This is a genomic window from Cobetia sp. 14N.309.X.WAT.E.A4 (assembly GCF_030397495.1).
In the GTDB taxonomy this organism is placed as follows: domain Bacteria; phylum Pseudomonadota; class Gammaproteobacteria; order Pseudomonadales; family Halomonadaceae; genus Cobetia; species Cobetia marina.
Genome location: NZ_JAPNXT010000004.1, coordinates 133,987 through 157,798, shown reverse-complemented (window position 1 = coordinate 157,798; position 23,812 = coordinate 133,987). Strand labels below are relative to the sequence as shown.

At 63.7% G+C, this 23,812-nt stretch carries 22 protein-coding genes; 18 read left to right on the top strand and 4 right to left on the bottom strand.

The features are described 5' to 3' along the window. The first annotated feature begins 56 nt into the window (after nt 1-56). The 3 genes from pepP (at nt 57) to OW493_RS07625 (ending at nt 4,135) form a co-directional block, all read left to right on the top strand. Complete coding sequence (gene pepP, locus OW493_RS07635; RefSeq protein ID WP_176493868.1) at nt 57-1,397, top strand: Xaa-Pro aminopeptidase; 1,341 nt, start codon at nt 57-59, stop codon at nt 1,395-1,397. A gap of 4 nt (nt 1,398-1,401) precedes the next feature. Further along, nucleotides 1,402-2,649, top strand: coding sequence for a 2-octaprenyl-6-methoxyphenyl hydroxylase (gene ubiH / locus OW493_RS07630; RefSeq protein WP_289863768.1), 1,248 nt, complete (start codon nt 1,402-1,404; stop codon nt 2,647-2,649). 157 nt (nt 2,650-2,806) lie between these two features. Next, nucleotides 2,807-4,135: a UbiH/UbiF/VisC/COQ6 family ubiquinone biosynthesis hydroxylase gene (locus OW493_RS07625; protein ID WP_271302737.1), complete on the top strand. Its 1,329-nt coding sequence runs from the start codon at nt 2,807-2,809 to the stop codon at nt 4,133-4,135. Between the two features lie 139 nt (nt 4,136-4,274). Here OW493_RS07625 and OW493_RS07620 read toward each other — a convergent pair whose 3' ends face one another. The 3 genes from OW493_RS07620 to gpmI form a co-directional block, all read right to left on the bottom strand. Next, a complete protein-coding gene (locus tag OW493_RS07620) occupies nt 4,275-5,672 on the bottom strand; it encodes a S41 family peptidase (RefSeq protein WP_289863767.1) in 1,398 nt (465 codons plus the stop codon). Between the two features lie 169 nt (nt 5,673-5,841). Then, on the bottom strand, nt 5,842-7,131 hold the full coding sequence (locus OW493_RS07615; protein ID WP_167593070.1) for a peptidoglycan DD-metalloendopeptidase family protein: 1,290 nt from the start codon (nt 7,129-7,131) through the stop codon (nt 5,842-5,844). Beyond that, the gene (gene gpmI / locus OW493_RS07610) at nt 7,124-8,686 is read right to left on the bottom strand and encodes a 2,3-bisphosphoglycerate-independent phosphoglycerate mutase (protein ID WP_289863766.1); all 1,563 of its coding nucleotides are present in this window, start codon (nt 8,684-8,686) and stop codon (nt 7,124-7,126) included. The genes OW493_RS07615 and gpmI overlap by 8 nt, the downstream gene beginning before the upstream one ends. A 457-nt stretch (nt 8,687-9,143) precedes the next feature. Here gpmI and OW493_RS07605 point away from each other — a divergent pair, with 457 nt between their 5' ends. The 11 genes from OW493_RS07605 to OW493_RS07555 all read left to right on the top strand — a co-directional run bounded on the left by OW493_RS07605 (nt 9,144) and on the right by OW493_RS07555 (nt 17,710). Next, nucleotides 9,144-9,563: a rhodanese-like domain-containing protein gene (locus OW493_RS07605; protein ID WP_077379673.1), complete on the top strand. Its 420-nt coding sequence runs from the start codon at nt 9,144-9,146 to the stop codon at nt 9,561-9,563. Between the two features lie 64 nt (nt 9,564-9,627). Beyond that, nucleotides 9,628-10,131 (top strand): protein-export chaperone SecB, encoded by a 504-nt coding sequence (gene secB / locus OW493_RS07600; protein ID WP_077379671.1) that lies wholly within the window; start codon nt 9,628-9,630, stop codon nt 10,129-10,131. 194 nt (nt 10,132-10,325) lie between these two features. Beyond that, complete coding sequence (locus tag OW493_RS07595) at nt 10,326-11,072, top strand: 16S rRNA (uracil(1498)-N(3))-methyltransferase (protein ID WP_141391831.1); 747 nt, start codon at nt 10,326-10,328, stop codon at nt 11,070-11,072. A 203-nt stretch (nt 11,073-11,275) separates the two neighbouring features. Next, nucleotides 11,276-12,247: a glutathione synthase gene (gene gshB, locus OW493_RS07590; RefSeq protein WP_289863764.1), complete on the top strand. Its 972-nt coding sequence runs from the start codon at nt 11,276-11,278 to the stop codon at nt 12,245-12,247. A 111-nt stretch (nt 12,248-12,358) separates the two neighbouring features. After that, nucleotides 12,359-13,264, top strand: coding sequence for a TonB family protein (locus OW493_RS07585; protein ID WP_176503527.1), 906 nt, complete (start codon nt 12,359-12,361; stop codon nt 13,262-13,264). Nucleotides 13,265-13,279: 15 nt separating this feature from the next. Next, nucleotides 13,280-13,837, top strand: a complete 558-nt coding sequence (locus OW493_RS07580; protein ID WP_077379662.1) for a YqgE/AlgH family protein — start codon at nt 13,280-13,282, stop codon at nt 13,835-13,837. Continuing rightward, nucleotides 13,830-14,285 (top strand): Holliday junction resolvase RuvX, encoded by a 456-nt coding sequence (gene ruvX / locus OW493_RS07575; RefSeq protein WP_077379660.1) that lies wholly within the window; start codon nt 13,830-13,832, stop codon nt 14,283-14,285. The genes OW493_RS07580 and ruvX overlap by 8 nt, the downstream gene beginning before the upstream one ends. 82 nt (nt 14,286-14,367) lie before the next feature. Next, nucleotides 14,368-14,916 (top strand): bifunctional pyr operon transcriptional regulator/uracil phosphoribosyltransferase PyrR, encoded by a 549-nt coding sequence (pyrR, locus tag OW493_RS07570; protein ID WP_127736567.1) that lies wholly within the window; start codon nt 14,368-14,370, stop codon nt 14,914-14,916. Further along, nucleotides 14,913-15,965 (top strand): aspartate carbamoyltransferase catalytic subunit, encoded by a 1,053-nt coding sequence (locus tag OW493_RS07565; protein ID WP_077379658.1) that lies wholly within the window; start codon nt 14,913-14,915, stop codon nt 15,963-15,965. Before pyrR ends, OW493_RS07565 begins: the two co-directional genes overlap by 4 nt. Then, entirely contained in the window at nt 15,962-17,227 is a 1,266-nt protein-coding gene (locus OW493_RS07560) for a dihydroorotase (RefSeq protein ID WP_289863761.1), read from the top strand. The genes OW493_RS07565 and OW493_RS07560 overlap by 4 nt, the downstream gene beginning before the upstream one ends. Before the next feature lie 297 nt (nt 17,228-17,524). Continuing rightward, the gene (locus OW493_RS07555; protein ID WP_289863760.1) at nt 17,525-17,710 is read left to right on the top strand and encodes a 4-oxalocrotonate tautomerase family protein; all 186 of its coding nucleotides are present in this window, start codon (nt 17,525-17,527) and stop codon (nt 17,708-17,710) included. Between the two features lie 237 nt (nt 17,711-17,947). On the opposite strand, the gene serA is transcribed toward OW493_RS07555, so the two are convergent. Further along, nucleotides 17,948-19,198 (bottom strand): phosphoglycerate dehydrogenase, encoded by a 1,251-nt coding sequence (serA, locus tag OW493_RS07550; RefSeq protein ID WP_077379652.1) that lies wholly within the window; start codon nt 19,196-19,198, stop codon nt 17,948-17,950. A 312-nt stretch (nt 19,199-19,510) separates the two neighbouring features. Between serA and xseB the strand changes: the two genes are divergently transcribed. The 4 genes from xseB to OW493_RS07530 all read left to right on the top strand — a co-directional run bounded on the left by xseB (nt 19,511) and on the right by OW493_RS07530 (nt 23,468). Continuing rightward, complete coding sequence (gene xseB / locus OW493_RS07545) at nt 19,511-19,795, top strand: exodeoxyribonuclease VII small subunit (protein ID WP_077379650.1); 285 nt, start codon at nt 19,511-19,513, stop codon at nt 19,793-19,795. Further along, complete coding sequence (locus OW493_RS07540) at nt 19,795-20,721, top strand: farnesyl diphosphate synthase (RefSeq protein WP_289863758.1); 927 nt, start codon at nt 19,795-19,797, stop codon at nt 20,719-20,721. Before xseB ends, OW493_RS07540 begins: the two co-directional genes overlap by 1 nt. Before the next feature lie 12 nt (nt 20,722-20,733). Then, nucleotides 20,734-22,656 carry a 1-deoxy-D-xylulose-5-phosphate synthase gene (dxs, locus tag OW493_RS07535; protein WP_084209526.1) on the top strand — a complete coding sequence of 641 codons (1,923 nt, stop codon included), beginning with the start codon at nt 20,734-20,736 and terminating at the stop codon, nt 22,654-22,656. Nucleotides 22,657-22,844: 188 nt separating this feature from the next. Then, nucleotides 22,845-23,468 (top strand): glutathione S-transferase family protein, encoded by a 624-nt coding sequence (locus OW493_RS07530; protein WP_289863757.1) that lies wholly within the window; start codon nt 22,845-22,847, stop codon nt 23,466-23,468. Nucleotides 23,469-23,812: the final 344 nt, after the last annotated feature.

The following is a 23,812-nucleotide window of genomic DNA, read 5'->3' as shown; positions in this document are numbered from 1 at the left end:
TGTCGGGCAGGCCATGACTTGCCTGCCCGACACGGACCCCGACGGAGAACGCCATGATCGTCCCTGAAATCCTGCCTGCGCCGGCGGCGCTGACTGCTGATGACTTCTCGGCGCGTCGCCAGCGTCTGATGACGCAGCTGCCTCGTGATGCCGCGGTACTGGTGTTGTCGTCCGGCCTGGCACAGCGCAATCGTGACAGTGAGTTCACCTTCCGTCAGAACAGTGACTTTCATTACCTGACCGGCTGGCCGGAACCGGAAGCGGCATTGTTGCTGTTGCCGGGGCGCGCGGAAGGCGAGAGCGTACTGTTCTGTCAGGAAAAGGATCCGCTGGCGGAAGCCTGGACCGGTATCCGTATCGGTGCCGAAGGGGCCGTGACGCAGGCGGGATTCGACCAGGCCTTCACCAATGATCAGCGTGAGGATGTCATGGCCGGTCTGCTGGATGGCCGTGGGCGTCTCTTCGTGCTGTTCGAGGACGACGAAGCATTGGCGCTGGCGCAATCGCTGCGCGAGGAGCTGGCCGCGGCCGTGCGTCGTGGTGCCCGCCCGCCGGTCGCCTTTGAAGACCTCGCCCCGCTGTTGCATGAGCAGCGCCTGATCAAGGATGAGCGTGAGCTGGCGCTGATGCGTCACGCGGCGGAGATTTCCGCTCGCGCCCACATCCGTGCCATGCGGGCCAGCCGCCCCGGGCTGCACGAGTATCATCTGCAGGCCGAGATCGAGCATGAATTCCAGTGGCAGGGCGCCCCGGCACCCGCGTATACCAGCATCGTCGGTGGTGGCGTGAATGCCTGCGTGCTCCATTACATCGAGAACCGTGCTCCGCTGATCGATGGCGAGCTGGTGCTGATCGATGCTGGCGCGGAGTACGCACTCTATGCCGGCGACATCACCCGTACCTTCCCCGTCAATGGCCGCTTCAGCGAGCCCCAGAAGCGTCTCTACGAGATCGTGCTCAAGGCCCAGGAACGTGCAGTGGCCGCCGTGGTGCCAGGGGCGACGTTGGTGGGCATTCACCAACAGGTGGTGCATGACCTGACCGCCGGCCTCGTCGAACTGGGCCTGCTGCAAGGTGAAGTGGAGGCGTTGATCGCCGATGAGGCCTATCGCCGCTTCTATCTGCATTCCACCTCGCACTGGCTGGGACTGGATGTGCACGATGTCGGCAGTTACCGCGAGAACGGTGAGCCGCGTCCGTTGCTGCCCGGCATGGTGCTGACGGTCGAGCCGGGGCTTTATGTGCCGGACGCCAGTGACATTCCAGCCGAGTATCGGGGGATCGGGATTCGCATCGAGGACGATGTGGTGGTCACCGCGGACGGGCACGAAGTGCTGAGCGCCACGGTTCCCAAATCCGTCGAGGCCATCGAGGCACTGATGCGCGAAGGAGCCTGACATCATGAGTGAGCCAGCGGCAGTATCCCCGGTAACGTCTGCGCCGGAGCGATTCGATGTCGTCATCATCGGTGGTGGCCTGGTGGGCGCGAGCCTGGCCTGTGCCCTTGCACCCTTGATGAACGGGCAGCAGGAGGATGGGCTGCGCGTGGCGGTGGTCGAGGCCAACCCCTTGCCTCCCGCGGAGGATACCGGGCGTTTCCAGCCCAGTTTCGATGCGCGCGCCAGTGCCATCGCTGCCGGTTCACGCCAGCGCTTCATCGCCTTCGGGCTGTGGGAGGCGATGCGTGAGCACGCCACGCCGATTCGTACCATCCATGTCAGCGAGCGCGGCCATCTCGGGGCCACACGCATGCGGGCCGAGGAACTGGGGGTTCCCGCGCTGGGGCATGTGATCCCCAATGCCTGGATGGGGCGCGTGCTCCATCGGCGTCTGGCGGAACTGCCGCTGACCTGGTACTGCCCGGCACGCGTGGCGCAGATCAGCGTCAGCGCGCAGGGGCACCGCCTGCTGCTGGAGGATGGCCGCCTGATCGAGGCGGGACTGACCGTATTGGCAGATGGCGGGCGCTCGGGGCTCAAGGAGCGTCTCGGCATCCATAGCGAGACGCATGCCTACGAACAACAGGCGCTGATCGCCACCGTCGAGATAAGCCAGCCCCACGCAGGGGTGGCCTATGAGCGTTTCACCAGCGAGGGACCGATGGCGCTGCTGCCGCTGGGTGGCCGCCGAATGGAGTTGATCTGGACGCGTTCTCCCCACGAGACGGCTGCGCTGATGGACATGCCGGAGCCCGAGTTTCTCAAGGCGCTTCAGGCTGCCTTCGGCGAGCGGGCCGGCCGTTTCCGGCGGGTCGGGCAGCGCCATGCTTATCCCCTGTCGTTGATACGTGCCAGCGAGGGGACACGTCCCGGACTTGCGGTGCTCGGCAATGCCGCTCACTCGCTGCATCCGGTGGCAGGGCAGGGCTTCAATCTGGCGCTGCGCGGCGTGACGGATCTGGTGGCCGCCATCGCGGCGGGACAGGCACGTGGTGATACCGCTGGCGATGTCAGCGTGCTGAGTGACTTCGAGTCGCGGCGCGGTGCGGACCGCGACAATGTCGTGCTGTTCAGTGATGGCTTGATCCGCCTGTTCGGCGTCGAGAGTCGTTGGCTGGGGCATGCTCGGGCGGCAGGGCTGATCGGCCTGAATCTGGTGTCACCGCTCAAGCGCCTGCTGGCAAGGCGCTCGATGGGCATTGAGCGATAGGCGTAGCGAGTACTTGCCAACGGGCCAGGCGATGTCGTGAGTTGCGCCACAGGCTTGCGCCCCAGGATGGTGTCGATAAGTGACCAAATCGCCGCCGGATTCACGAGACTCTCGCCAGGAGAGCGACGCGCGACAGGCGTCATACAAGGGAGCAGGCATGAACGAGCATCGGAGATTGGATGCACCGCATGAGGTGGATGTCGCCATCGTGGGCGCCGGTATCGTCGGCGCCACGCTGGCGCTGCTGTTGGGGCAGGGCGGCCTGCGCGTCCTTCTGATCGAGGGTCGCGAGGGCATCGTCGACTGGCAGCCGGCGCTGGCACCGGAGCCGCGTGTCAGTGCGCTGACGCCGGTTTCGCGTCAATTGCTCAGCGGCCTGGGGGTCTGGAAGGACATCGCACAGAGTCGTCTGATGCCCTATACCGGCATGCAGGTCTGGGATGCCGAAGGCAATGGCGAGATAGGCTTCAGTGCCGAGCAAAGCGGCGTGTCGGAGCTTGGGCACATCGTCGAGAATCGGGTCACTCAGGCCGCGCTTGAGCAAGCGATTTCCCGGTGTCCCTCGATCACGCGCCGTTATGGTGTCCGGGTCAGCGGTCTGGGATTGCCCAGGACGGGGTCAGCCTCGGTGGTAAGTGCTTACCAACTTGAGGGGGCCGAGGCAGCAAGCCTGACACTGAGCGACGGTAGCAGCGTCGCGGCGGGGCTGGTGGTGGCGGCTGACGGGGCGCGTTCCCGTCTGCGCGAGCTGGCGGGCATCGAGACCCGTGAGCACGATACCGGCCAGGTGGCGTTGGTCACCACGGTGCGCACGGCGCATTCGCATCAGGGCGTCGCCCGCCAGCGCTTTCTGCCCACCGGGCCGCTGGCCTTCCTGCCGCTGGCGGTCAATTCCGCCCTGGCACATCCCGAGGGCGAGGCATCCGGCGCTCAGCGCCATTGCTCCATCGTCTGGTCCACCACTCCGCAGGAAGCCGAGCGCCTGCTGGCATTGCCCGAGACGGACTTCTGTCATGAGCTCGAAGCAGCCTTCGAGGGAAAGCTCGGCACGGTGGAATACAGTGCCGAACGCTTCAGCTTCCCGTTGCATCAACGTCATGCGCAGGAGTATGTGCTACCGGGGCTGGCGTTGGTGGGGGATGCCGCGCATGCCATTCACCCGCTGGCGGGGCAGGGGGTCAATCTTGGCCTGATGGATGTCGCCGTGCTGGCGGAAGAACTGCTGGCTGGACACCGCCGCGGCGTGGCACTGGGCGATGAGCGCTGGTTGAAGCGCTATCGTCGACGCCGGCGCAGCGACAATGCCGTGATGCTGAAGATGATGGATGGCTTCCGCCTGCTGTTCGGCAGCCGGAAGCCGGGGGTACGCCTGGTGCGTAACCTGGGACTTGGCTGGGTGGATGGCAGCGTCGAGCTCAAGCGCCTGCTGATGCGCCAGGCGATGGGGGAGCGTGGGGAGTTGCCGGAGAGCTGCCGACCACGGTGACAGTGAGCGCTCACCTCTGGGCGTGACAGTTAGCACGACGACAGGCCAGGCGGGAGATGGCAGACCTGCCGATTGGCGCGCGAAAGACGACACGACCCCGCCAGTTGGCGGGGTCGTGTCGTTTACGGCGAAAGAGAGACTATTGCTCCGAGGTGGCGGGAAGCGTGGCCTTGAGAGCGGCGCTGCGACCCAGCACGTTCATGCCCTTGAGCAGGTTGAGTGCTTCCCCCAGCTGGTAATCACTTTCGGCGACCACCGGGCTGTCCGGTGCCTTGCTGGAAGGCGTCGATGAGTCGCCATTGGCATTGTCGAGACGCCCGTCGAGATCCGCCTCGCGTACGCTGAAATCACGCCGCGTGTCCCGCTCCAGTCGTCCGCGCACCACCTCGACATCCGGGCGGATGCCCTCTGCCTGGATCGAGCGCCCGTTGGGCGTGAAGTAGAGTGCCGTGGTCAACTTGAGGCCGTCGCCGTTGCCCAGTGGCATCACGTTCTGTACCGAGCCCTTGCCGAAGCTCTCGGTGCCCATGATGATGGCGCGGCGCTGGTCCTGCAGGGCACCTGAGACGATTTCCGCAGCGGAGGCCGTCCCGCCGTTGATCAATACCACCAGCGGCGTATCACCGGCCGGTGTCTCGGCTCTGGCCGAGAAGGACAGCTCGCTGTCCGGCAGGCGCCCCTCGGTATAGACGATGCGGCCGCTCGTGAGGAAGAGGTCGCTTATCTCGACGGCCGCTGACAGCAGCCCCCCGGGGTTGTTGCGCAGATCCAGCACCAGGCCCTTCAGCGCGACATCGCCGCTTTCCTCGCGCAGCTCCGCAAGGGCGCGTTTCGCCTCATCGCCCGTCGCGCTCTGGAACTGGCTGACGCGCAGGTAGCCATATCCCGGCTCCAGCAGGCGCTGACTGACACTGCTGCTCTTGATGATGGCCCGCTTGAGCACGACCTCGCGGGGCATGTCGGCGCCTTCCGAGAGTACCAGCAGGCGAATGGTCGATCCTTCCTCGCCACGCATCAGCTTGACGGATTCCGTCATCGACAGACCCTCCATCGGCGTGTCATCGATCTTGAGGATCACGTCACGTGGTTGGAGGCCGGCACGTGAGGCCGGGGTGTCGTCGATGGGGGCGATGATGGTCAGCTGGCCATCCTCCTCCATGCCGACCTCGATGCCGATACCGCCGAATTCCCCATCGGTGTTCTCGCGCAGGTCCTGCCAGTCATCCTGATCCAGATACGCCGAGTGCGGATCCAGCCCTGCCAGCATGCCACGCATGGCATTCTTGAGCAGCGTGCGGTCATCCACTTCATCCACATAGGTGCGCTTGATGCGCTCGAAGACTTCGGCAAAGGTGCGCAGTTCCTCCAGCGGCAGGCCATTGGCCGATTCGCTGGAGGAGGCAGGCGTGGCTCCCTGCCGCGCATCTTCAGCATGGGCCGGCACTCCGCTGCCCAGCAGAACAAGGCTCAGCGGCACGCTGACCGCCAGCTGACGCAGGCGACGCGGGGCAGGACGGAATGACGACGATGCGGACATGCGATTTCCTTCTCGACGGAGACTGGCTCGACTGATGCCGAAGCGCCTGGCAGTTCAGCCAGAGGGGAAGAGGCGACCCCGACGCTCGCAGTCACGGATGACTGCGAGCATATCCCGCCCGGGTACCTGCCGCCTAGCCTGTCGCCATGTTGCGCCATGGCTGACTGGCTCAGCGGCTCGACAGCCAGCGTTGCGGGTTGACGGGCTTGCCGGCGCGGCGTACTTCGAAATACAGCGCGGCACCGTCACGGCCACCACTGCTGCCGACACTGCCCAGCTGCTGGCCGCGTGACAGGCTGTCACCGGGGCCGACGCTGAAGCTTGCCAGATGTGCGTAGAGCGTCAGCACGTTGTCGCCGTGGTCGATGATCAACAGGTTGCCGTAGCCGCGCATCCAGTCCGCGAAGACGACACGACCGGCATGCGGCGCCGTCACAGGCGTGCCCTGGGACGCCTGGATCAGCACGCCATCACGATTGACGCCTTCTCCCCCGCCGTAGGCCGAGATGACCCGCCCGGGGGCCGGCCAGTCCATCTTGCCCATCGCACGTGTGATGCGTGTCCTGGGGGGCGGGGCACTCTTGATGGCCTTGAGGCGCTTCTCGAGCGTCTGGATCATCTGGTTGGCATGGGCGCGGTCCTGATCCAGCTCGGCGATCTTCGCCTCATGGCTGGCATAGCGGGCATCCAGGGTGCGCAGCAGGGCGGCGCGCTCATTCTGCTGAGCCATCAGTTTGCTGGCTTGCTGCTTGAGGCCTTGCTGCACCTCCTCCAGTCGTGTCTGGCGTGCCAGCAGACTGGCGCGGGTACTGGCCAATGAGGCATCCAGTCTGGCGAGACGCTCAAGCGCCTGCCGGCGCGAATCGCTCAAGTGATTCAGATAGACCTGCAGGCGTTCGAGGCGCGCCGGATCATCCTGATTGAGCAGCAGCTTCAATTCGGGTTGGCGACCCAGCCGATACAGGGCGGCCATCTCCTCGGCCACGGCAGCCTTCTGCGCCGTCTGCTGCTGGATCAGGGTCTCACGCTGGCGCGTGAGCCTGGTCAGTTGCTGCGTGATGTCGTCGCGCTCATCCTCGAGTCTGCCGGTCTGCTGGCGAGTCTCGTTGAGCTGGCGCTCGATCTTCTCCAGGCCATTGCGCGTATCGCTGCGCCGCGCGGCAGTGGCCTTCAGCTCGCCCTGCATCGCCTGTATCTCGTGCTTGAGACGCTTGAGGTCGGCTTCGGAGGCTTGCTTCTTCTGGGTTAGGGTCGCGCTGCTGTCCGCGGCCAGTGCCGAGGAGGGGGCCAGCAGCGGAGTCATGAGCAGCAGGCAGGCAGACAGCACAACGCCGGAGACAGGGCTCCGGCGTTTGAAGAATCGGTAGCGCCTGCCCGGTCCGGATGCCAGACAGGCATCCGGACCGGGGGAGGCGCCGGGCACGCCACTCGGCGCGCCCTGCAAGGGGCTATCAGGCACCGGCATAATCGACCAGCACGTTGCCGTCCATTTCCTCGGGGACAGCCTGCCCCATCATGGTCAGCAGGGTCGGGGCGAGGTCACACAGGCGTCCATCGGAGGCCAGCTTGACGTCACGCTGGGTGACGTAGATCAGCGGCACTTCAAAGGTGGTGTGTGCCGTCTGCGGGTTGCCGGTCTCCGGGTGCACCATCTGCTCGGCATTGCCGTGGTCCGCGGTGATCAGGCATTCGCCACCGACCTTCTCCAGCGCCTCGACCACGCGGCCGACGCAGCCATCCAGATATTCGATCGCCTTGACGGCCGCATCGAACTTGCCGGTGTGTCCGACCATGTCGCCATTGGCGTAATTGCAGACGATCAGATCATAGCGGCCGGATTCGATGGCCTCGACCAGCTTGTCGGTGACCTCCCCGGCGCTCATTTCCGGCTTCTCGTCGTAGGTCTTCACGTCCTGCGGCGAAGGCACGAGGATGCGGGTCTCGCCGTCGAATTCGTCTTCGCGGCCGCCGGAGAAGAAGAAGGTCACGTGGGCGTACTTCTCCGTCTCGGCGATACGAAGCTGAGTGAGGCCGCGATTGGAGACCACTTCCCCCAGGGTATTGGGCAGGTCGGAGGGCGGGAAGGCAGCCGGCGCCGGAATGTCGGCGGCGTACTGGGTCAGCATCACCAGACCGTCATGGGCCAGCTTGGGCGGCGTGCGCTCGAAGCCGGAGAAGTCCGGCTCGACGAAGGCGCGGGTCAGCTCGCGGGCACGGTCGGCACGGAAGTTCAGGAACAGGGCAGCATCGCCTTCCTGCATGGGGACGGCGTCGCCGATACGCGTGGCGCTGACGAATTCGTCGGTCTCGTCACGCTCGTAGGCGGCGGCAAGTCCTTCCACACCGCTGGCGGCTTCGTGGAGGCCCTGCCCTTCGGCGATCACGCGATATGCCTGTTCGACACGGTCCCAGCGGTTGTCACGGTCCATCGCGAAGTAGCGACCGACGAGGGTGGCGACACGGCCTTCCTCGAGTCCGAGACCTGCCAGGTGTTCATCGGCACGCGCGATGGATGCCTCGGCGCTCTTGGGCGCGGTGTCGCGGCCATCGAGAATCGCGTGGAGGTAGATGCGCTTGGCGCCCCGCTCGGCGGCCAGATCGGCCATGGCGAGGATGTGGTCTTCATGGGAGTGCACGCCCCCGGGAGACAGCAGGCCGATCAGGTGCACGGCACGGCCAGCCGCGATGGCGGCATCGAGAGGCGCGGTCAGGACGGTGTTGTCCTTGAGGGCATTCTCGCGCACGGCCTTGGTGATGCGGGTGAAGTCCTGGTAGACGATGCGCCCGGCCCCCAGGTTCATGTGCCCGACCTCGGAATTGCCCATCTGGCCATCCGGCAGGCCGACATGGCCACCGTCGGTATGGATCAGATCGCTGGGATACTGCTGGCGCAGGCGATCCATGACCGGCGTGTTGGCGGCAAGAATGGCGTTGTCCTTCTCTTCCTCGCTGTGGCCGTAGCCATCGAGAATGATGAGGGCGACGGGACGCGGACCTTGTGCTTGAGCTGCCATGACTTCCTCGCTGTGATGACGAATGAATCCTCTGGAGCAGGACGGCAGGGGCAATCGCGCAGGGTGGCTGTCAGGCGATCACGTGCCTGTCATGTCCTGCGGGCATCCTCTGCCGTCTTCCTCATCCGGTGCGTTCACCGCTTGCTGCACGGGTGAGGCAAGATGTAGTGATAAAACTACCTGCTCATTCTGACCTCTATTAGAGAGGCGGTAAGGTGCCGAGTGCAAGTGCTGGAAGCGTATCGGCAAGATTGGATTCCCCTATCGCGGGCAAGTTCAGTGCGTCCCCGTGGCGCAGGCGAGGGCAGGGCGGCGTTACGCCTTTTTGATGCCATGTCGCGGGCATTCATGACAGGGGCTGTCATGTATAATGCTGGCTCCGTTACCTCGGGTAGCGGTCTATTTCCTTTGCCGCGTACGTACCGGCATGCACGTCACAGCGGAGTTAGCCCGTCTCATGATCGAACAGCTGCTTCAGTTCGCGCAGAATCATCCCTTGCTGGTGGGCGCCTTCGTCGCCCTGCTGGTCGCCCTCATCGTCATGGAAACCATGCGTGGCAACCACGGGGTCAGCGTCAGCGAGGCCACGCGACTGGTCAATCGCGAAGAGGGTGTCTTCATCGACATCCGCGACAGCAAGGAATACAAGGCCGGCCACATCGCCGGTGCCGTCAATGTTCCCAGCAGTCAGCTTGCCAGCGCGACCACGCCGCTGGACAAGTACAAGGACCGTCCGGTGATCATCGTCTGCAAGCATGGTCAGACCGCTGGACCGCTGGTGGCGCGCCTGGAGAAGGCCGGCTTCAAGCAGGCGGTCAAGCTCAAGGGTGGCATGGGTCAGTGGGAAGCCGACAGTCTGCCGGTCGTGACTCGCTGAGCGACCTGCGGGAAGCAGGCCGATGGCCCAACAATAATTCTCCGTACATTCAAGGATATGTCTCATGGCTGAAGAACAGAACGCACAGGCGGCACAGGGTGCCGAACAGGCTCAGGATCAGCTCCAGTTCGCCCTGCAGCGCATCTATGTGAAGGACGTGTCCTTCGAAGCGCCGAATTCTCCGGCGGTCTTCTCCCAGCCGTTCCAGCCGAAGGTCAGCCTGGAACTGGATACCGAGCACCAGCAGGTCGGTGAAGAGCTCTTCGAGGTGTCCATCAAGGTCACCGCCCAGGTCTCCAACGGTGAAGATCAGACCACCGCCTTCCTGGCCGAGGTCGAGCAGGCCGGTCTGTTCCGCATCGCCGGTCTGTCCGCCGAGCAGCTGGATCACACCCTGGGGGCCTTCTGCCCGAACGTGCTGTTCCCGTACGCGCGTGAAGCCGTCGACAATCTGGTCAATCGTGGCAGCTTCCCTCCGCTGATGCTGGCACCGGTCAACTTCGAAGCCATGTACGCTCAGCGCAAGCAGCGTGAAGCGCAACAGGCGGGTGAAGCCACCGCTCACTGATCCGTGAGACGGCCAGCAATGGCCGTGAGATGGCAATGACAGTGACGGGCCCCAGTGGCCCGTCACTGCGTTGGTGGCCACCATGATGGCCGTGCTTTCCTGAACCTATTTCTCTTTCCCTTTCATCTTCGTGTCGGCGTGCTGAGTGTCTCTCATGGCGCTGCCGCGCGGCGCATTGCTCGTGAGACTTTCCCATGGCCATTCGTCTGCACTGTCCCGATCTTGATCTCCATGTCAGCGCCGGGGCGACCTTTGCACTGCCCGAGGGGCCTGCACGCCATCTCGGTCTGGTGTTGCGGGCCCGGGTGGGCAGCGAAGCACAGCTGTTCGATGGACACGGGCAGGAAGTGCGCGTGTCGCTCGAGGAGGTGTCCCGCAAGGGGGTCAGCGTGCGGGTGATCGAGGCGGTCGCCAACGACAGCGAGTCGCCACTGGCGGTGCATCTGGGCCAAGCGATCTCCAAGGGCGATCGCATGGATTACGCCATCCAGAAGGCCTGTGAGCTAGGGGTCGCTGCCATCACCCCGCTTTACACCGCGCGTGGCGACGTCAAGCTCAAGGGCGAGCGCGCCGACAAGAAACTCGCGCATTGGCAGGGCGTGGCGGCAAGCGCCTGCGAGCAGTGCGGTCGCAGCGTGGTGCCGGTGGTGCATGCGCCGATTTCCATGGCCCAGTGGCTGGATGAGCGCGATGAGCCACTTCGCCTGATATTGCAGCCGGGCGGTGCCGAGGCGCTGAATGCCGCCGAGAGCGAGGGCGGCGTGACGCGTGCCAGCCTGCTGATCGGCCCTGAGGGCGGCTTCACGCCGGAAGAGGTCACCCAGGCGGCTGGCGCGGGGTGTGACGTTCTGGGGCTGGGCCCACGGATACTGCGTACCGAGACGGCGCCGGTGGTCGCGCTGACGCTGTTGCAGCAGCGCTTCGGCGATCTGCCGCGCTAGGCAGGATGACACCAGCATTGTTGAAGCCCCGGCAACACTGCGTGAGGCCTTGAGCGTCCTCATGTCAGTGGTGGGCAGCGTGGTGCTGCTGCATACTTGTCCCATCTTCCCGCGCAACCCGTTTCGGGGTATCGCGCCGGGTAACATCCGCTTTTCTCATTGCCGGCCGGCTGGGTCGGCAGTGTCGTCAGAAGGTTGCCTCGATGACTGCTCGCAAGCTCAAGATCGGCGTGGTGATGGACCCGATGTCCAGCGTCACCTACAAGAAGGACACCACCCTGGCCATGCTGTGGGCCGCCGCCCAGCGTGGCTGGTCGTTGCATTACCTGGAGCAGGAAGATCTCTATCTCGAGAATGGCCGTGCGATGGGACGGATGCGGGATCTCGAGGTCTATCGGGATCCTGATCACTTCTATCAGCTGGGCGAGGTCGTCGCGACGCCGCTGGCCGAGCTTGACGTGATTCTGATGCGCAAGGACCCGCCCGTCGACGAGCACTTCCTGAACGCGGTCCACCTGCTGGGCTTCGCCGAACGTGAAGGCGTGCTGGTCGTCAATCCGACGGCCGCGCTGTTGACCTGCAACGAGAAGCTGTTCGCGCAGCAGTTCACCCAGTGCATTCCGCCGACGACCGTCTCGGCCAATGACAAGGTGTTGCGCGCCTTCCACGCGGAGCATGGCAATGTCATCTTCAAGCCGCTCGATGGCATGGGCGGCAGCGGTATCTTCCACGTCGCCGAAGATGGTCGCAATCTGGGATCGGTAATCGAGCAGCTGACCCTGCGTGGCCAGCGTCAGATCATGGCACAGCGTTACGTGCCGGAGATCAGTGCCGGCGATACCCGCATCCTGCTGGTCGATGGTGAGCCGGTGCCGTTCGGTCTGGCGCGCATTCCCAGCGCCGGAGAAACGCGTGGCAATCTGGCGGCTGGAGGACGTGGTGAGTCGCGTGAGCTGACGGATCGCGATTACTGGCTGGTCGAGCAGGTCAAGCCGGTGGTGAAGTCGCTGGGACTGATGTTCGTCGGTCTGGACGTGATCGGGGATTACATCACCGAGATCAACGTCACCAGCCCGACCTGCGTGCGTGAAATCGATGACCAGCGCGGTACGGACATCGCCGGGCTGCTGATGGATGCCATCGAGGCACGCTTCACGGCGCAGCAGTCCGCTTGATTGCCGTCGTCAATAGCGTCGGTGGCGTCAGATGGCGGCCAGCAAGTTCGCAGTAAACGGCAGGGATGCCGAAGCTGACACGACAGCGGTTTCGCAGACAGGGAGTGGGGCATGGCAGCACCCGTGGAGTGGTGGGGAGTCAACCATAGCGTGACCGATCCGATCACCTACGTGCCGGTGACCCGGATGCATCGTCGCGTGGTGGCCTGGGGCGCGGCACTGGGGGTGCATGCGGTGGTCGGCTGGTGGCTGCTGGGGAGTGGCCTGATGGTGCCCCCTCAGGTGCCGCCATTGCCTGACCCGGTGATGCTCGACGTCACGCTGGTCAGCCAGGCCAGCTCACGTGCCGTCACATCGGATGTCGTCGCCGAGCAGGATCAGCAGGCCAGTGGAAGCGGGCGTGAGGCGGCGGTGCAAGCCGGGCCAGCCAGTCAGACGCCCCCCCGGGCGGGTGAGCAGAGTGCTCCCGTCAGCGGCGAGGCCCCGGTGCCCGAGGCAGCTGCCGTGCCCCTGGTGTTGCCGGAGCGCATCCCGGAGGTCATCGCGACCCGCAATGATTCGCCACAGCAGGTCTCGCATTCCGAGATCCTGCCGGATACGCCGGACAATGAGCAGGAAGCCATCGAGCAGGATGTCGGGGCGATCCAGGCCTCGGGCCAGACTCGCGAGGTGGCCGGTGATGTGGCCTCGCGCAAGGCGGCACGCGCCTCGGCGCGGGCTCGCTACATCAATGACTGGACCGGCACGGTGCAGTCCTTCGGCAATCTCCACTATCCCGCGCCCGCCAATCTGAGCGGGGAGCTGCGCATTCGTGCCGTCGTGTTGCCCAGCGGTCAGCTTGAGTACGCGGAAGTGTTACAATCCTCGGGACATGCCGAGCTCGACCAGGCGGCTCTGGATACGGTCTATGGCGCGGCCCCCTATGCTCCCTTCGATGAGAGTCTCAGGGGCATGAGCCAACTGACCATCACCCGCATCTGGCGATTCGGCCCCGGCAACGATTCTGGCGCGCCCTGACGCCTCGGGAGGACCATGCAAAGTCTGCGAGACCATTTCCTGCTGGCGATGCCTCATCTCGATGATGACAACTTTTCCGGCTCGCTGAGTTACCTCTGTGATCATGATGAAAAGGGCACCTTGGGTGTCATCGTCAACAAGCCCATCAAGCTGACCATGCGTGGTCTGTTCGAGCAGCTCGAGATCGCGGCGGACAGCTGCGAGTGCCTGGAAGACGTCGTCTATTATGGCGGCCCCGTGCACAAGGACCGCGGCTTCATCCTGCACCGTGGCCAGGCCGCGGAATGGGATTCCAGCCTGCAGGTGACGGATGAGCTGGCCCTTACGACCTCGCTGGATATTCTCAAGGCGATCGCCGACAACAAGGGGCCGGAAGATTTCATGGTCTGCCTCGGCTGTGCTGGCTGGGAGCCTGACCAGCTGACGAATGAGCTCAAGGAGAACAGTTGGCTGATCGTCGAAGGCGACAGCGGCATTCTCTTTGATGCCGACAGCGAGTCGCGCCTTGATGCAGCGGCCCGCAAGCTGGGTGTCAACATGAGCCTGATGTCACGGGAGATCGGGCATGGCTGAGCGGGTCGTCAGCCGGACGGTACTGGCCTTCGATTTCGGTACGCGCCGTATCGGGGTGGCAGTGGGCACCGAGATGCTGGGCACGGCCTCACCGCTGGTGCCCCTGCACGTGCGTGACGGCATCCCGGACTGGAATGTGGTCACTCGTCTGATCGAGGAGTGGCAGCCGGATCTGTTCGTGGTGGGATTGCCACTGGAGCTGGACGGCACCGAAAGCCTGATGTGCAGCCGTGCCCGCAAGTTTGGCAAGCGTCTGTACGGCCGATATGGCAAGCCGCTGGAGATGTGGGATGAGCGTGGTTCCACCAAGGCGGCCAAGGGGCTGGCACGTGAACGCGGTCACCGCGGCAACTATCGTGATGATGGCGTGGATGGCCTCGCCGCTCAGCTGATACTCGAGAGCTGGTTTGCAAGCCAGCGAGGCGAGGGCGACCTTGTCGGTTACTGAATACCCCACCCGCTTCCTTCACGGAAGCGGGTTTTTTTTGTCTGTCTGCCGCCGCTGGCGGAAGTATGAGGATGCGATACCCATGCAACATTCCGAGGTACACGACGACCACGAGACGCTGCCCGATGTGGAAGCGCTTCTCGAGGCGATGACCGAAGAGCTCGAGTTGTTGTTCGAGCGTCGTGAGATCGAGCGTGAGCGGCTGATTCCTGTCGGCATTCATACCGGCGGGGTATGGATCGCCCAGGCACTGCGTGAGCGTCTGGGGCTCAGCGAAGCGTTGGCGACGCTGGACATCGGTTTCTGGCGAGATGATTTCGGGCACAAGGGGTTGCCGGACGCCGGCAAGGGCTCACAGCTGCCGGATATCGAGAATCGCGATCTTCTGCTGGTCGACGATGTGTTGATGAGTGGTCGCACCGTGCGTGCTGCGCTCAATGAACTGTTCGATTACGGGCGTCCACGACGCGTATTGCTGGCCTGCCTGCTGGAGCTGCCGGGGCGTGAACTGCCGGTTCAGCCGGATGCGCTGGGCGCCAGTCTGGCCCTGGCGCCCGGCAAGCGCATCAAGCTGGAAGGGCCGGATGCCTTGCGTCTGACGTTGGTGGATACCGGGGAGAGTGCGGCATGAACCTGTTCGATCTCACCCAGGCCAGCGCAGAGGTGCGTGCGGCCTCCCCGTCGCAGGTCCAGCTTGACGAGCAGGGGCGTCTGCGCCACTTCCTGGATATCGAAGGCTTGCCGCGTGCAGTCCTGACCGAGATTCTCGACACGGCGGATCACTTCCGCGGCATCGGTGATGCGGAGGTCAAGAAGGTGCCTCTGCTGCGGGGGCGTACGGTGGCCAATCTGTTCTTCGAGAACTCCACGCGTACCCGGGCCACCTTCGAGCTCGCCGCCAAGCGCCTGTCGGCGGATGTGCTCAACCTGGACATCAAGACGTCTTCCGCAGCCAAGGGCGAATCACTGATGGACACGCTGGTCAATCTCGAGGCCATGCAGGCGGATGCCTTCGTGGTGCGCCATGGTGACTCGGGCGCGGCGCACTTCATCGCCAGCCAGATCACGCCCCATGTGGCGATCATCAACGCCGGTGACGGGCGTCATGCCCACCCGACCCAGGCGATGCTCGACATGCTGACCATTCGTCGCCACAAGGGCGATTTTGCCAACCTGCGCGTCGCCATCGTCGGTGACATCCTGCATTCGAGAGTCGCGCGCTCGCAGATTCTGGCACTCAACACCCTGGGGGCAGCCGAGGTGCGTGTCGTGGCCCCCAGGACACTGCTGCCCGTGGGCGTCGAGACATTGGGCTGCCAGGTGTTCACCGAGCTTGAAGCCGGGCTCAAGGATGTCGATGTCGTCATCATGTTGCGTCTGCAGAAGGAGCGCATGGATGGCGCGCTGCTGCCCTCGGAGTCGGAATACTATCGTCGCTACGGCCTGACCCGCGAAAGCCTCGCCCACGCGCATCCTGAGGCGGTAGTGATGCATCCGGGACCCATCAATCGAGGTGTCGAGATCGAATCCGCCGTCGCGGATGGTCCGCGCTCGCTGATCCTCGATCAGGTCACCAATGGCATCGCCGTCCGGATGGCGGTGCTGTCGATGGCGGTATCAGGCCAGATGAAGGCGCGCGCAGAGCGCAGAAATGAACGTTCTCGAGGAGCTGGAGCATGAAACTCAGCCTCATCAATGCTCGGGTCATCGACCCCTCCAGTGGCCGCGATGGCCAGTATGACCTGCACCTCGAAGAGGGACGTCTGGTCGCGATCGGTGCGCCACCGCGTGGCTTCGTCGCGGATGAGCAGCAGGACCTCTCGGGCAAGCTTGTCGTGCCGGCCTTCGCTGACCTGGGGGCCCATCTGCGTGATCCCGGACCGCGCTACAAGGGCAGTCTGGCCAGTGAATCGGCCGCGGCACTGGCAGGGGGATACAGCGTCATTCTGCCTCGTCCGGATACCAGTCCGGTGCTCGACAGTGCCTCTCACGTGCGCACCCTGCTCGATCGCGCTCGCGATGTGGCAGGTGTCAGGGTGGCCCCCCTGGGAGCGCTGACTCAGGGGCTGGAAGGGGAGCTGCTCGCCAACATGGCCGCACTCAAGTCCGCCGGTTGTGTTGCCTTAACCAACCTGCGCAGGCCGATCCGTGATCTTGGTGTGCTGCGACGTTGTCTGGAATATGCACGCACCTTCGATATCACGGTGGTCTTCCAGGCACAGGAAGCCACCTTGGCGGGGCAGGGGTGCGCGCACGAGGGGGCCATCGCGTCACGCCTCGGATTGGCAGGAATTCCCGAATCGGCAGAGACCATCGCGCTGACCCAATGGCTGCTGCTGATCGAGCAGACCGGCGTGAGGGCGCATGTCTCGCTGCTTTCCAGTGCTCGCGCGGTGGAGCTGGTACGTGATGCCAAGGCCCGAGGGCTGGATATTACCGCGGATGTCTCGATCGCCCAGTTGCATTGGACCGATGAGCAGCTGGAAGGCTTTGATGCCAACTTCCATCTTCAGCCGCCTCTGCGCAGTGCCGATGATCGTGAGGCACTTCGTGCCGCTGTCGCGGATGGCACCATCGATGCGATCATCAGTGACCACCTGCCACATGAGGCAGCCGCGAAATGTGCGCCTTTCGCGGTCTCCGAGCCCGGCATGACCAGTCTGGAAACCGTGCTGCCGCTTGGGCTGACGCTGGTCAAGGCCGGGATGATCAAGCTGCCGCGCCTGATCGAGACCCTGACGTTCAGCGCCCGGCGCTTCGGGCTCAAGGGGGGCATGCTGAAGGAAGGTGAGTATTGTGATCTCGCGGTGATTGATATGGAGCAGAAATGGCGTGTCTCCAGCGAGACGCTGGCAAGTGCTGGACATAATACGCCACTGCTCGGCATGCAGTTGACCGGGCGTGTCGAACGCGTGCTGTTGGGCGATACGCGCTACGCTTGAAAGATGTTTCACGTGGAACATCCATGTTTCACCAGGAGGCCGGTCTCTTGAGGTCAGTCTCCGGGTGGCTGGTTACAACTTGCTGATAAGCCAGCGATTTCATGGCTTGTGGTGCTGGGGAGCTATTGGTTGCTTCGCAGAGAAGCCAGTGCCAGCCTGGGCAACATGTCCGCCACGATCAGCAGATGTTTCACGTGGAACATCGATGCCCGGCATCACGCCACATGGCCAGCATGTCGTTGCGCGAGCCTCGAGTGCTGGAAAAGAGAATGTTGGAATATATAGGAAGTCGAAAGCATGCCCATGATTCGTGCGGAATTCATCAGCGGCAAGACAGAGGCACAGAAACGGGAACTGGTCGAAGCCTTGACCCGTGAGACGGCTCGCGTACTGGAGGTGCGCAAGGAGTCGGTATGGGTCGTACTGCAGGAAGTCGAGCCGGAAAACTGGGGGGTTGCGGGTACGCCATTGTCAGACCGCTGAGTGCAATGGCCGCGATGGTCATTGCTGTTCACAAGCGTCGTGTCGTGACACAAGTGGTTGAATATATTTGGTTTTACCAAAAAATCGAAGATGTTCCACGTGAAACAGTCAGTGCGTCATCGCCTCTCTGTTCCGAGTCGTATTGAAAAAAACGCCGCAGCCTGATGGCTGCGGCGTTCTTGTATCAGCGACTTCCCCACGGCCATGGTTCCGTCACTGTGACGTGCACTGTCGGATTCACCCTTCGAAATCAGCTTCCGAGTAGAGAGTACGAATGCGCAGCGTATGGTCGACGGTCTTGAGGGCCTCGAGTGCCTTCTTGCCGTAGGCCTTGTCGACATCGATGACCACGTAACCGACGGTATTGTTGGTCTGCAGGTACTGACCGGAAATGTTGATGCCTTCCTCGGACAGTACGCGGTTGATGTGGGACATCACGCCCGGCACGTTGTCGTGGATGTGCAGCAGACGGTGCTTCTCCGGGTGGGCCGGCAGCGCGACCTCCGGGAAGTTGACGGAGCCGATGGTGGTGCCGTTGTCGGAGTAGGTCACCAGCTTCTCCGCCACTTCCACGCCAATGTTTTCCTGAGCTTCCATGGTGGAACCACCCACGTGCGGCGTCAGAATGACATTGTCGAACTCGCGAAGCGGGGAGACGAACTCTTCACCATTGCCTTTCGGTTCGACCGGGAAGACGTCGATGGCCGCGCCCAGCAGCTTGCCGCTGGAGAGGGCTTCGGCGAGGTCCTCGATCACCACGGTGGTACCGCGAGCGGCGTTGATGAAGACACTGTTCTGCTTCATCAGCGCGAACTGCTGCTTGCCCATCATCCACTTGGTGGAGGGGATTTCCGGGACGTGCAGGGTGACGATGTCAGCGCGCGCCAGCAGCTCTTCCAGGCTTGCCACCTGGCGGGCATTGCCCATGCCCAGCTTGGTGACCGCATCGTAGTAGATGACATCCAGACCGAGAGACTCGCTCAGTACGGACAGCTGCGAGCCGATGCTGCCGTAGCCGACGATGCCCAGTGTCTTGCCCCGGACTTCATGGCTGTTCTTGGCAGTTTTCATCCACTGGCCACGGTGCGCCTTGGCGCTCTTTTCCGGCACGCCACGCATCAGCATGATCGCTTCTGCCAGTACCAGCTCAGCGACGGAGCGGGTATTGGAGTAGGGCGCATTGAAGACCGGGATGCCGCGCTTGAGTGCAGCTTCCAGGTCGACCTGATTGGTGCCGATGCAGAAGCAGCCGATGGCGGTGAGCTTCTCGGCAGCGCTGATCACGCGCTCGTTGAGCTGGGTGCGGGAGCGGATGCCGATGAAGTGCACATCACGGATCTTCTCGATCAGTTCGTCCTCGGCGAGCGAGGTCTGAAGCAGCTCGATGTTGGTGTAACCCGCGTTGAGGAAGTTATCCACGGCGGATTGGTGGACACCCTCGAGCAATAGAATCTTGATCTTGCTCTTGTCCAGGGACGTCTTGGCCATTGTCGAATCAACCCTCTCGCCGGTCATGCCGACGTTTCTGTTCGTTTGGTCTTTTTCATGTCCTGCTGGCGTGTCACGCCTTTAGAAAATGCCAGAAAAACAGCGGGGCGTGCTGTCAACAGGGGGGCAAAGAATATCACAGCTGGTGCGGGCCCCGGTTGAAATGTCCAATCGGTCAGCATGAAAAATGCACAGCTTGAAACGAGTGGTCACGCCGGTCTCGGGTGGGCAGCGTCACAGGGCCCATCAGGTTATACTGGCATATCACATGGACATCCCGGGTTCAGCCCGGTCTGATCAGCGAGAGCACTCATGGCCGAACAGGAAGCGCCGCAGGATTTCGCCGCCACCCTTGCGCGTCTCGAGGGATTGGTGACGCAACTGGAAGCCGGCGACATGTCGCTGGAAGCGTCATTGGGCGCTTTCGAGGAGGGAGTGCGTCTGGCACGTGAAGCACAACGACGGCTCGACGACGCCGAGCTGCGTCTGCAGGCCTTGGTCGAAGGGCCTGATGGCACGCTGGTGTCCACTGCATTCGAAGCGCCCGAGATGCCCGGCAGTTCCGTCGGTGCAGGGGATGAGGAGAACGATTGGTGATGTCAGGTGCATCGACGACGCAAGCCATGCCGTCCGCGCAGGCAAGCGAATTGATTCGTGGTGGGCAGGCGCGTAGCGAGGCCGTGCTCGAGACATTGCTCAGTCCGGCGGGGGCGGTCAGTGATCGGCTGGAAGAGGCCATGCGTTACAGCGTGCTGGGAGGTGGCAAGCGATTGCGGCCTGTCCTGCTGTACGCTGCCGGACGTGCGCTGGGAGGCGATGAGGACGAGGCAGGGCGTGCAGCGCTGGATGCCACTGCGGCCGCTCTGGAGCTTGTCCATGCCTATTCACTGGTTCACGATGACCTGCCGGCGATGGATGACGACGACCTGCGCCGTGGCCAGCCCACCGTCCATCGCGCCTTCGATGAGGCGACCGCGATTCTGGCGGGCGATGCCCTGCTGAGCCTGGCCTTCGAGGTCATTGCCGATACCGCACATGCGAGAACGCCAGCCCTGATACGCACCCTCGCGGAGGCTTCCGGTCGACGTGGCATGGTGGCGGGGCAGGCGCTGGATCTCGAGGCGGTGGGGCAGTTCCGAGAGGTCGAGGCACTGTCACGCATGCACGCCTACAAGACTGGCGCGCTGATTCGCTCGGCTGTTCGTCTTGGCGGGCTGGTGGCGGTCGAGGAATCGGATTCGCGTCTTGAGGCTCTCGAGCGCTACGCTTCTGCCATCGGCCTGGCTTTCCAGATTCAGGATGACATCCTGGATGTGACCGGCGATACCGCCACGCTGGGCAAGACCGCCGGTGCGGATGCTGCACGCGACAAGCCGACCTACCCGTCATTGCTTGGCCTGGAAGGAGCCCGAACCCGGGCAGGTCAGTTATTGGACGAGGCCCTGGATGCCCTGGCACCGCTGGGAGAGGCCGCAGAGCCTCTCGCGGTGCTGGCGCGCTACATGATCGAGCGAGACCACTGATTCCTGACGCCTATGAAGCTGTTTGACGAGATACCTGAGGCGCGCCCCGCGACGCCATTGCTCGATGCGGTCGAGACACCAGACGCACTGCGGGCCATGAGTCCGGCACAGCTGCGCCAGCTGGCCGATGAATTGCGCGCCTTCCTGCTTTACAGCGTCGGCTGCACCGGGGGGCACTTCGGTGCCGGCCTCGGTGTCGTCGAGCTGACGGTTGCCCTGCATCATGCGCTGGAAACCCCGCGTGATCGCCTGGTGTGGGATGTCGGTCATCAGGCCTATCCCCACAAGATCCTGACCGGCCGGCGCGACGCCATGCACAGCATGCGTCAATACAACGGCCTGTCTGCCTTCCCCAAGCGCGCCGAGAGTGACTACGACACCTTCGGGGTGGGACATTCCAGCACCTCGATCAGTGCCGCGCTGGGCATGGCACTGGGCGCGCGTACCGCGGGAGAATCCCGTCGCGCCTGTGCGGTGATCGGTGATGGCGCCCTGACGGCCGGTATGGCCTTCGAGGCGCTGGCGCATGCCGGGCACGTCAAGGCCAACCTGCTGGTCGTGCTCAACGACAACGAGATGTCGATCTCGGAAAACGTCGGCGGTCTGGCGAGCTATCTGGCGCGTATCCTGGCCAGCAAGCCCTATACCCAGATGCGCGCCAACGGCAAGAAGCTGCTGTCGCCGCTCCCGGGGGCGCTGGAGCTTGCCAAGCGTACCGAAGAGCACATGAAGGGCTTCATCAGCCCGGCGACGTTGTTCGAGGAGATGGGCTTCAATTACATCGGTCCCATCGATGGGCATGATCTGCCGACACTGGTCCAGACACTGCGCAACATGCGCGATCTCGAGGGCCCGCAGTTCCTGCATGTGGTGACGCGCAAGGGCAAGGGCTTCCTGCCGGCCGAGCGCGACCCCATCGGCTACCACGCGATCACCAAGCTGGAGAAGGCCTCGTCGGAGCAGGCACGGCAGGCGCCTTCCGTGACGGATGCACCGGCACCCAGGCCGCAGAAGTACTGCAGCGTCTTCGGCAACTGGATCTGTGATGCCGCCGCGGCTGACCCTCGTGTCATCGGTGTCACGCCTGCCATGCGGGAAGGCTCGGATCTGGTGCGTTTCTCGAAGGAATATCCTGATCGCTACTACGATGTCGCCATCGCGGAGCAGCATGCCGTGACGGTGGCGGCCGGCATGGCCTGTGAAGGCATGAAGCCGGTGGTGGCGATCTATTCCACCTTCCTGCAGCGTGGCTATGATCAGTTGATCCATGATGTCGCGGTACAGAAGCTGGATGTCACCTTTGCCATCGATCGCGCGGGACTGGTGGGTGAGGATGGACCGACCCACCACGGCAGCCTCGACATGTCCTTCCTGCGTTGCGTGCCGGAGCTGGTGGTGATGGCGCCGGCGGACGAGAGCGAGTGTCGTGGCATGTTGAGTGCGGCGCTGGCACATCCCGGTCCGGCGGCCGTGCGTTATCCGCGTGGCACCGGACCCGGCGTCGCCACGGGCCATGACCTGACGCCACTGACGATCGGCAAGGGCGAATATCGTCGTCGCATCAGTGCCAGTCCCGACGTGCGTATTGCCATCGTTGCCGTAGGCAGCATGAACACGCCGGTGGCGGAGGTCGCCGAGGCGCTGGACGCGACCCACTTCAATCTGCGCTCCATCAAGCCGCTGGATCGCGAGGCCCTGCTGGAGATTGCCGACGAGCATGACCTGGTCGTCACGGTGGAAGAGAATGCCGTGGCCGGCGGTGCGGGTGCCGGCGTGGCAGAGCTCTACTTGAATGCCGGTCTCGCGCAGCCGATGCTGCTGCTGGGACTGCCGGATGACTTCGTCGAGCATGGCAAGCCGGCAGAGCTGCTGCGTGATTGCGGGCTGGATGCGGCTGGCATTCGCGCCAGTATCGAAGGGCGTCTCGCACGCTGAAGTTGCCACCTGGCTCACAGGAACGCCTGTGGATGATTCGAACATTCGAGTTGTCCACAGGCGTTTTTTCTTGCGTGAAAAACGCGTCTGATGCGCCGCACTCTGCTGGCATGATCGACGCTGGCGCGCCATGCTGGGACGGACTGCCGATCCCCTTTTCGCAATGTTGCCAAGGAACGCCCGCCACGATGCTGACTCTCTACAGCTACCCCAATTCCCGCTCACTGCGCGTCGCCTGGACGCTGGAAGAGCTGGAACTCGACTATCGGATCCACAGCCTCGATCTCAAGGCGGGAGAAGGACGCAGCCCCGAGTATCTGGCCATTCATCCCGACGGCAAGGCGCCCGCCATCGTCGAGGGGGAGTTGGTACTGTTTGAATCCAGTGCCATCTGTCGCTATCTCGCCGCCCGTGAAGGCCGCCTGATGCCGTCTTCGCTGGAAGGTCAGGCGCAGCTAGACCAGTGGCTTAGCTTTCTGACCACCGAACTTGAGCAGCCGCTGTGGACGCTGGCCAAGCACACCTTCGCATTGCCGGAAGAACGACGCTGTGAAGACGTGAAGCAGACCGCGCAGTGGGAATTCCAGCGTGCATTGGGAGCGCTCCAGCGCCGCTTCGAGGGACAGGGCTGGTTGTTGGGCGACGACTTCACCCTCGCTGATCTTTTCCTCGCTCAGGTATTGGGCTGGGCCCACAAGGCGCAGCAGCCGATCCCCTCGTCGCTTGCGCGCTGGATGCAGGAAGCTCTTGCGCGCCCGGCCTGCGCACGGGCGCGTGAGCGTGAGGCCCAGGCTGCCGCCAATCGCCCCTGATACATATGAGACATCCACATCGAGAGATGCCTCTCGCTCTGTCACAGCCATGAAATAAGGCGCGTGAGACAAGGCCTCTGAAAGCTCGCACAAGCGTCAAGGCGCCACCCTGATATCAGGGTGGCGCCTTTTTTGTTTCCAGGCCTCAGGCGGGCTCTCCGGGCGTTCTGTCGCGTCCGAAATCGTGGGGGCCTGGCGAAGCCTCACGACAGCGGGGCGGGCCACGTGCCGCGGGTGGGGCTGCAGGCGAGGCCGCGGCATCCGAGACCTGTCAGGCGTCATCCGCACTGCCGGAATGGCGGTTGATCCGATCTTGAGCGCTTTTCGTATCTAAATATGATGCG

What these genes read in the sequence shown, in the direction of transcription:
- ubiH (WP_289863768.1), top strand. Translation starts at nt 1,402, where the DNA reads ATGAGTGAGCCAGCGGCAGTATCCCCGGTAACGTCTGCGCCGGAGCGA.
- OW493_RS07625 (WP_271302737.1), top strand. Translation starts at nt 2,807, where the DNA reads ATGAACGAGCATCGGAGATTGGATGCACCGCATGAGGTGGATGTCGCC.
- OW493_RS07620 (WP_289863767.1), bottom strand. Translation starts at nt 5,672, where the DNA reads ATGTCCGCATCGTCGTCATTCCGTCCTGCCCCGCGTCGCCTGCGTCAG.
- gpmI (WP_289863766.1), bottom strand. Translation starts at nt 8,686, where the DNA reads ATGGCAGCTCAAGCACAAGGTCCGCGTCCCGTCGCCCTCATCATTCTC.
- OW493_RS07605 (WP_077379673.1), top strand. Translation starts at nt 9,144, where the DNA reads ATGATCGAACAGCTGCTTCAGTTCGCGCAGAATCATCCCTTGCTGGTG.
- secB (WP_077379671.1), top strand. Translation starts at nt 9,628, where the DNA reads ATGGCTGAAGAACAGAACGCACAGGCGGCACAGGGTGCCGAACAGGCT.
- OW493_RS07595 (WP_141391831.1), top strand. Translation starts at nt 10,326, where the DNA reads ATGGCCATTCGTCTGCACTGTCCCGATCTTGATCTCCATGTCAGCGCC.
- gshB (WP_289863764.1), top strand. Translation starts at nt 11,276, where the DNA reads ATGACTGCTCGCAAGCTCAAGATCGGCGTGGTGATGGACCCGATGTCC.
- OW493_RS07585 (WP_176503527.1), top strand. Translation starts at nt 12,359, where the DNA reads ATGGCAGCACCCGTGGAGTGGTGGGGAGTCAACCATAGCGTGACCGAT.
- OW493_RS07580 (WP_077379662.1), top strand. Translation starts at nt 13,280, where the DNA reads ATGCAAAGTCTGCGAGACCATTTCCTGCTGGCGATGCCTCATCTCGAT.
- ruvX (WP_077379660.1), top strand. Translation starts at nt 13,830, where the DNA reads ATGGCTGAGCGGGTCGTCAGCCGGACGGTACTGGCCTTCGATTTCGGT.
- pyrR (WP_127736567.1), top strand. Translation starts at nt 14,368, where the DNA reads ATGCAACATTCCGAGGTACACGACGACCACGAGACGCTGCCCGATGTG.
- OW493_RS07565 (WP_077379658.1), top strand. Translation starts at nt 14,913, where the DNA reads ATGAACCTGTTCGATCTCACCCAGGCCAGCGCAGAGGTGCGTGCGGCC.
- OW493_RS07560 (WP_289863761.1), top strand. Translation starts at nt 15,962, where the DNA reads ATGAAACTCAGCCTCATCAATGCTCGGGTCATCGACCCCTCCAGTGGC.
- OW493_RS07555 (WP_289863760.1), top strand. Translation starts at nt 17,525, where the DNA reads ATGCCCATGATTCGTGCGGAATTCATCAGCGGCAAGACAGAGGCACAG.
- serA (WP_077379652.1), bottom strand. Translation starts at nt 19,198, where the DNA reads ATGGCCAAGACGTCCCTGGACAAGAGCAAGATCAAGATTCTATTGCTC.
- xseB (WP_077379650.1), top strand. Translation starts at nt 19,511, where the DNA reads ATGGCCGAACAGGAAGCGCCGCAGGATTTCGCCGCCACCCTTGCGCGT.
- OW493_RS07540 (WP_289863758.1), top strand. Translation starts at nt 19,795, where the DNA reads ATGTCAGGTGCATCGACGACGCAAGCCATGCCGTCCGCGCAGGCAAGC.
- dxs (WP_084209526.1), top strand. Translation starts at nt 20,734, where the DNA reads ATGAAGCTGTTTGACGAGATACCTGAGGCGCGCCCCGCGACGCCATTG.
- OW493_RS07530 (WP_289863757.1), top strand. Translation starts at nt 22,845, where the DNA reads ATGCTGACTCTCTACAGCTACCCCAATTCCCGCTCACTGCGCGTCGCC.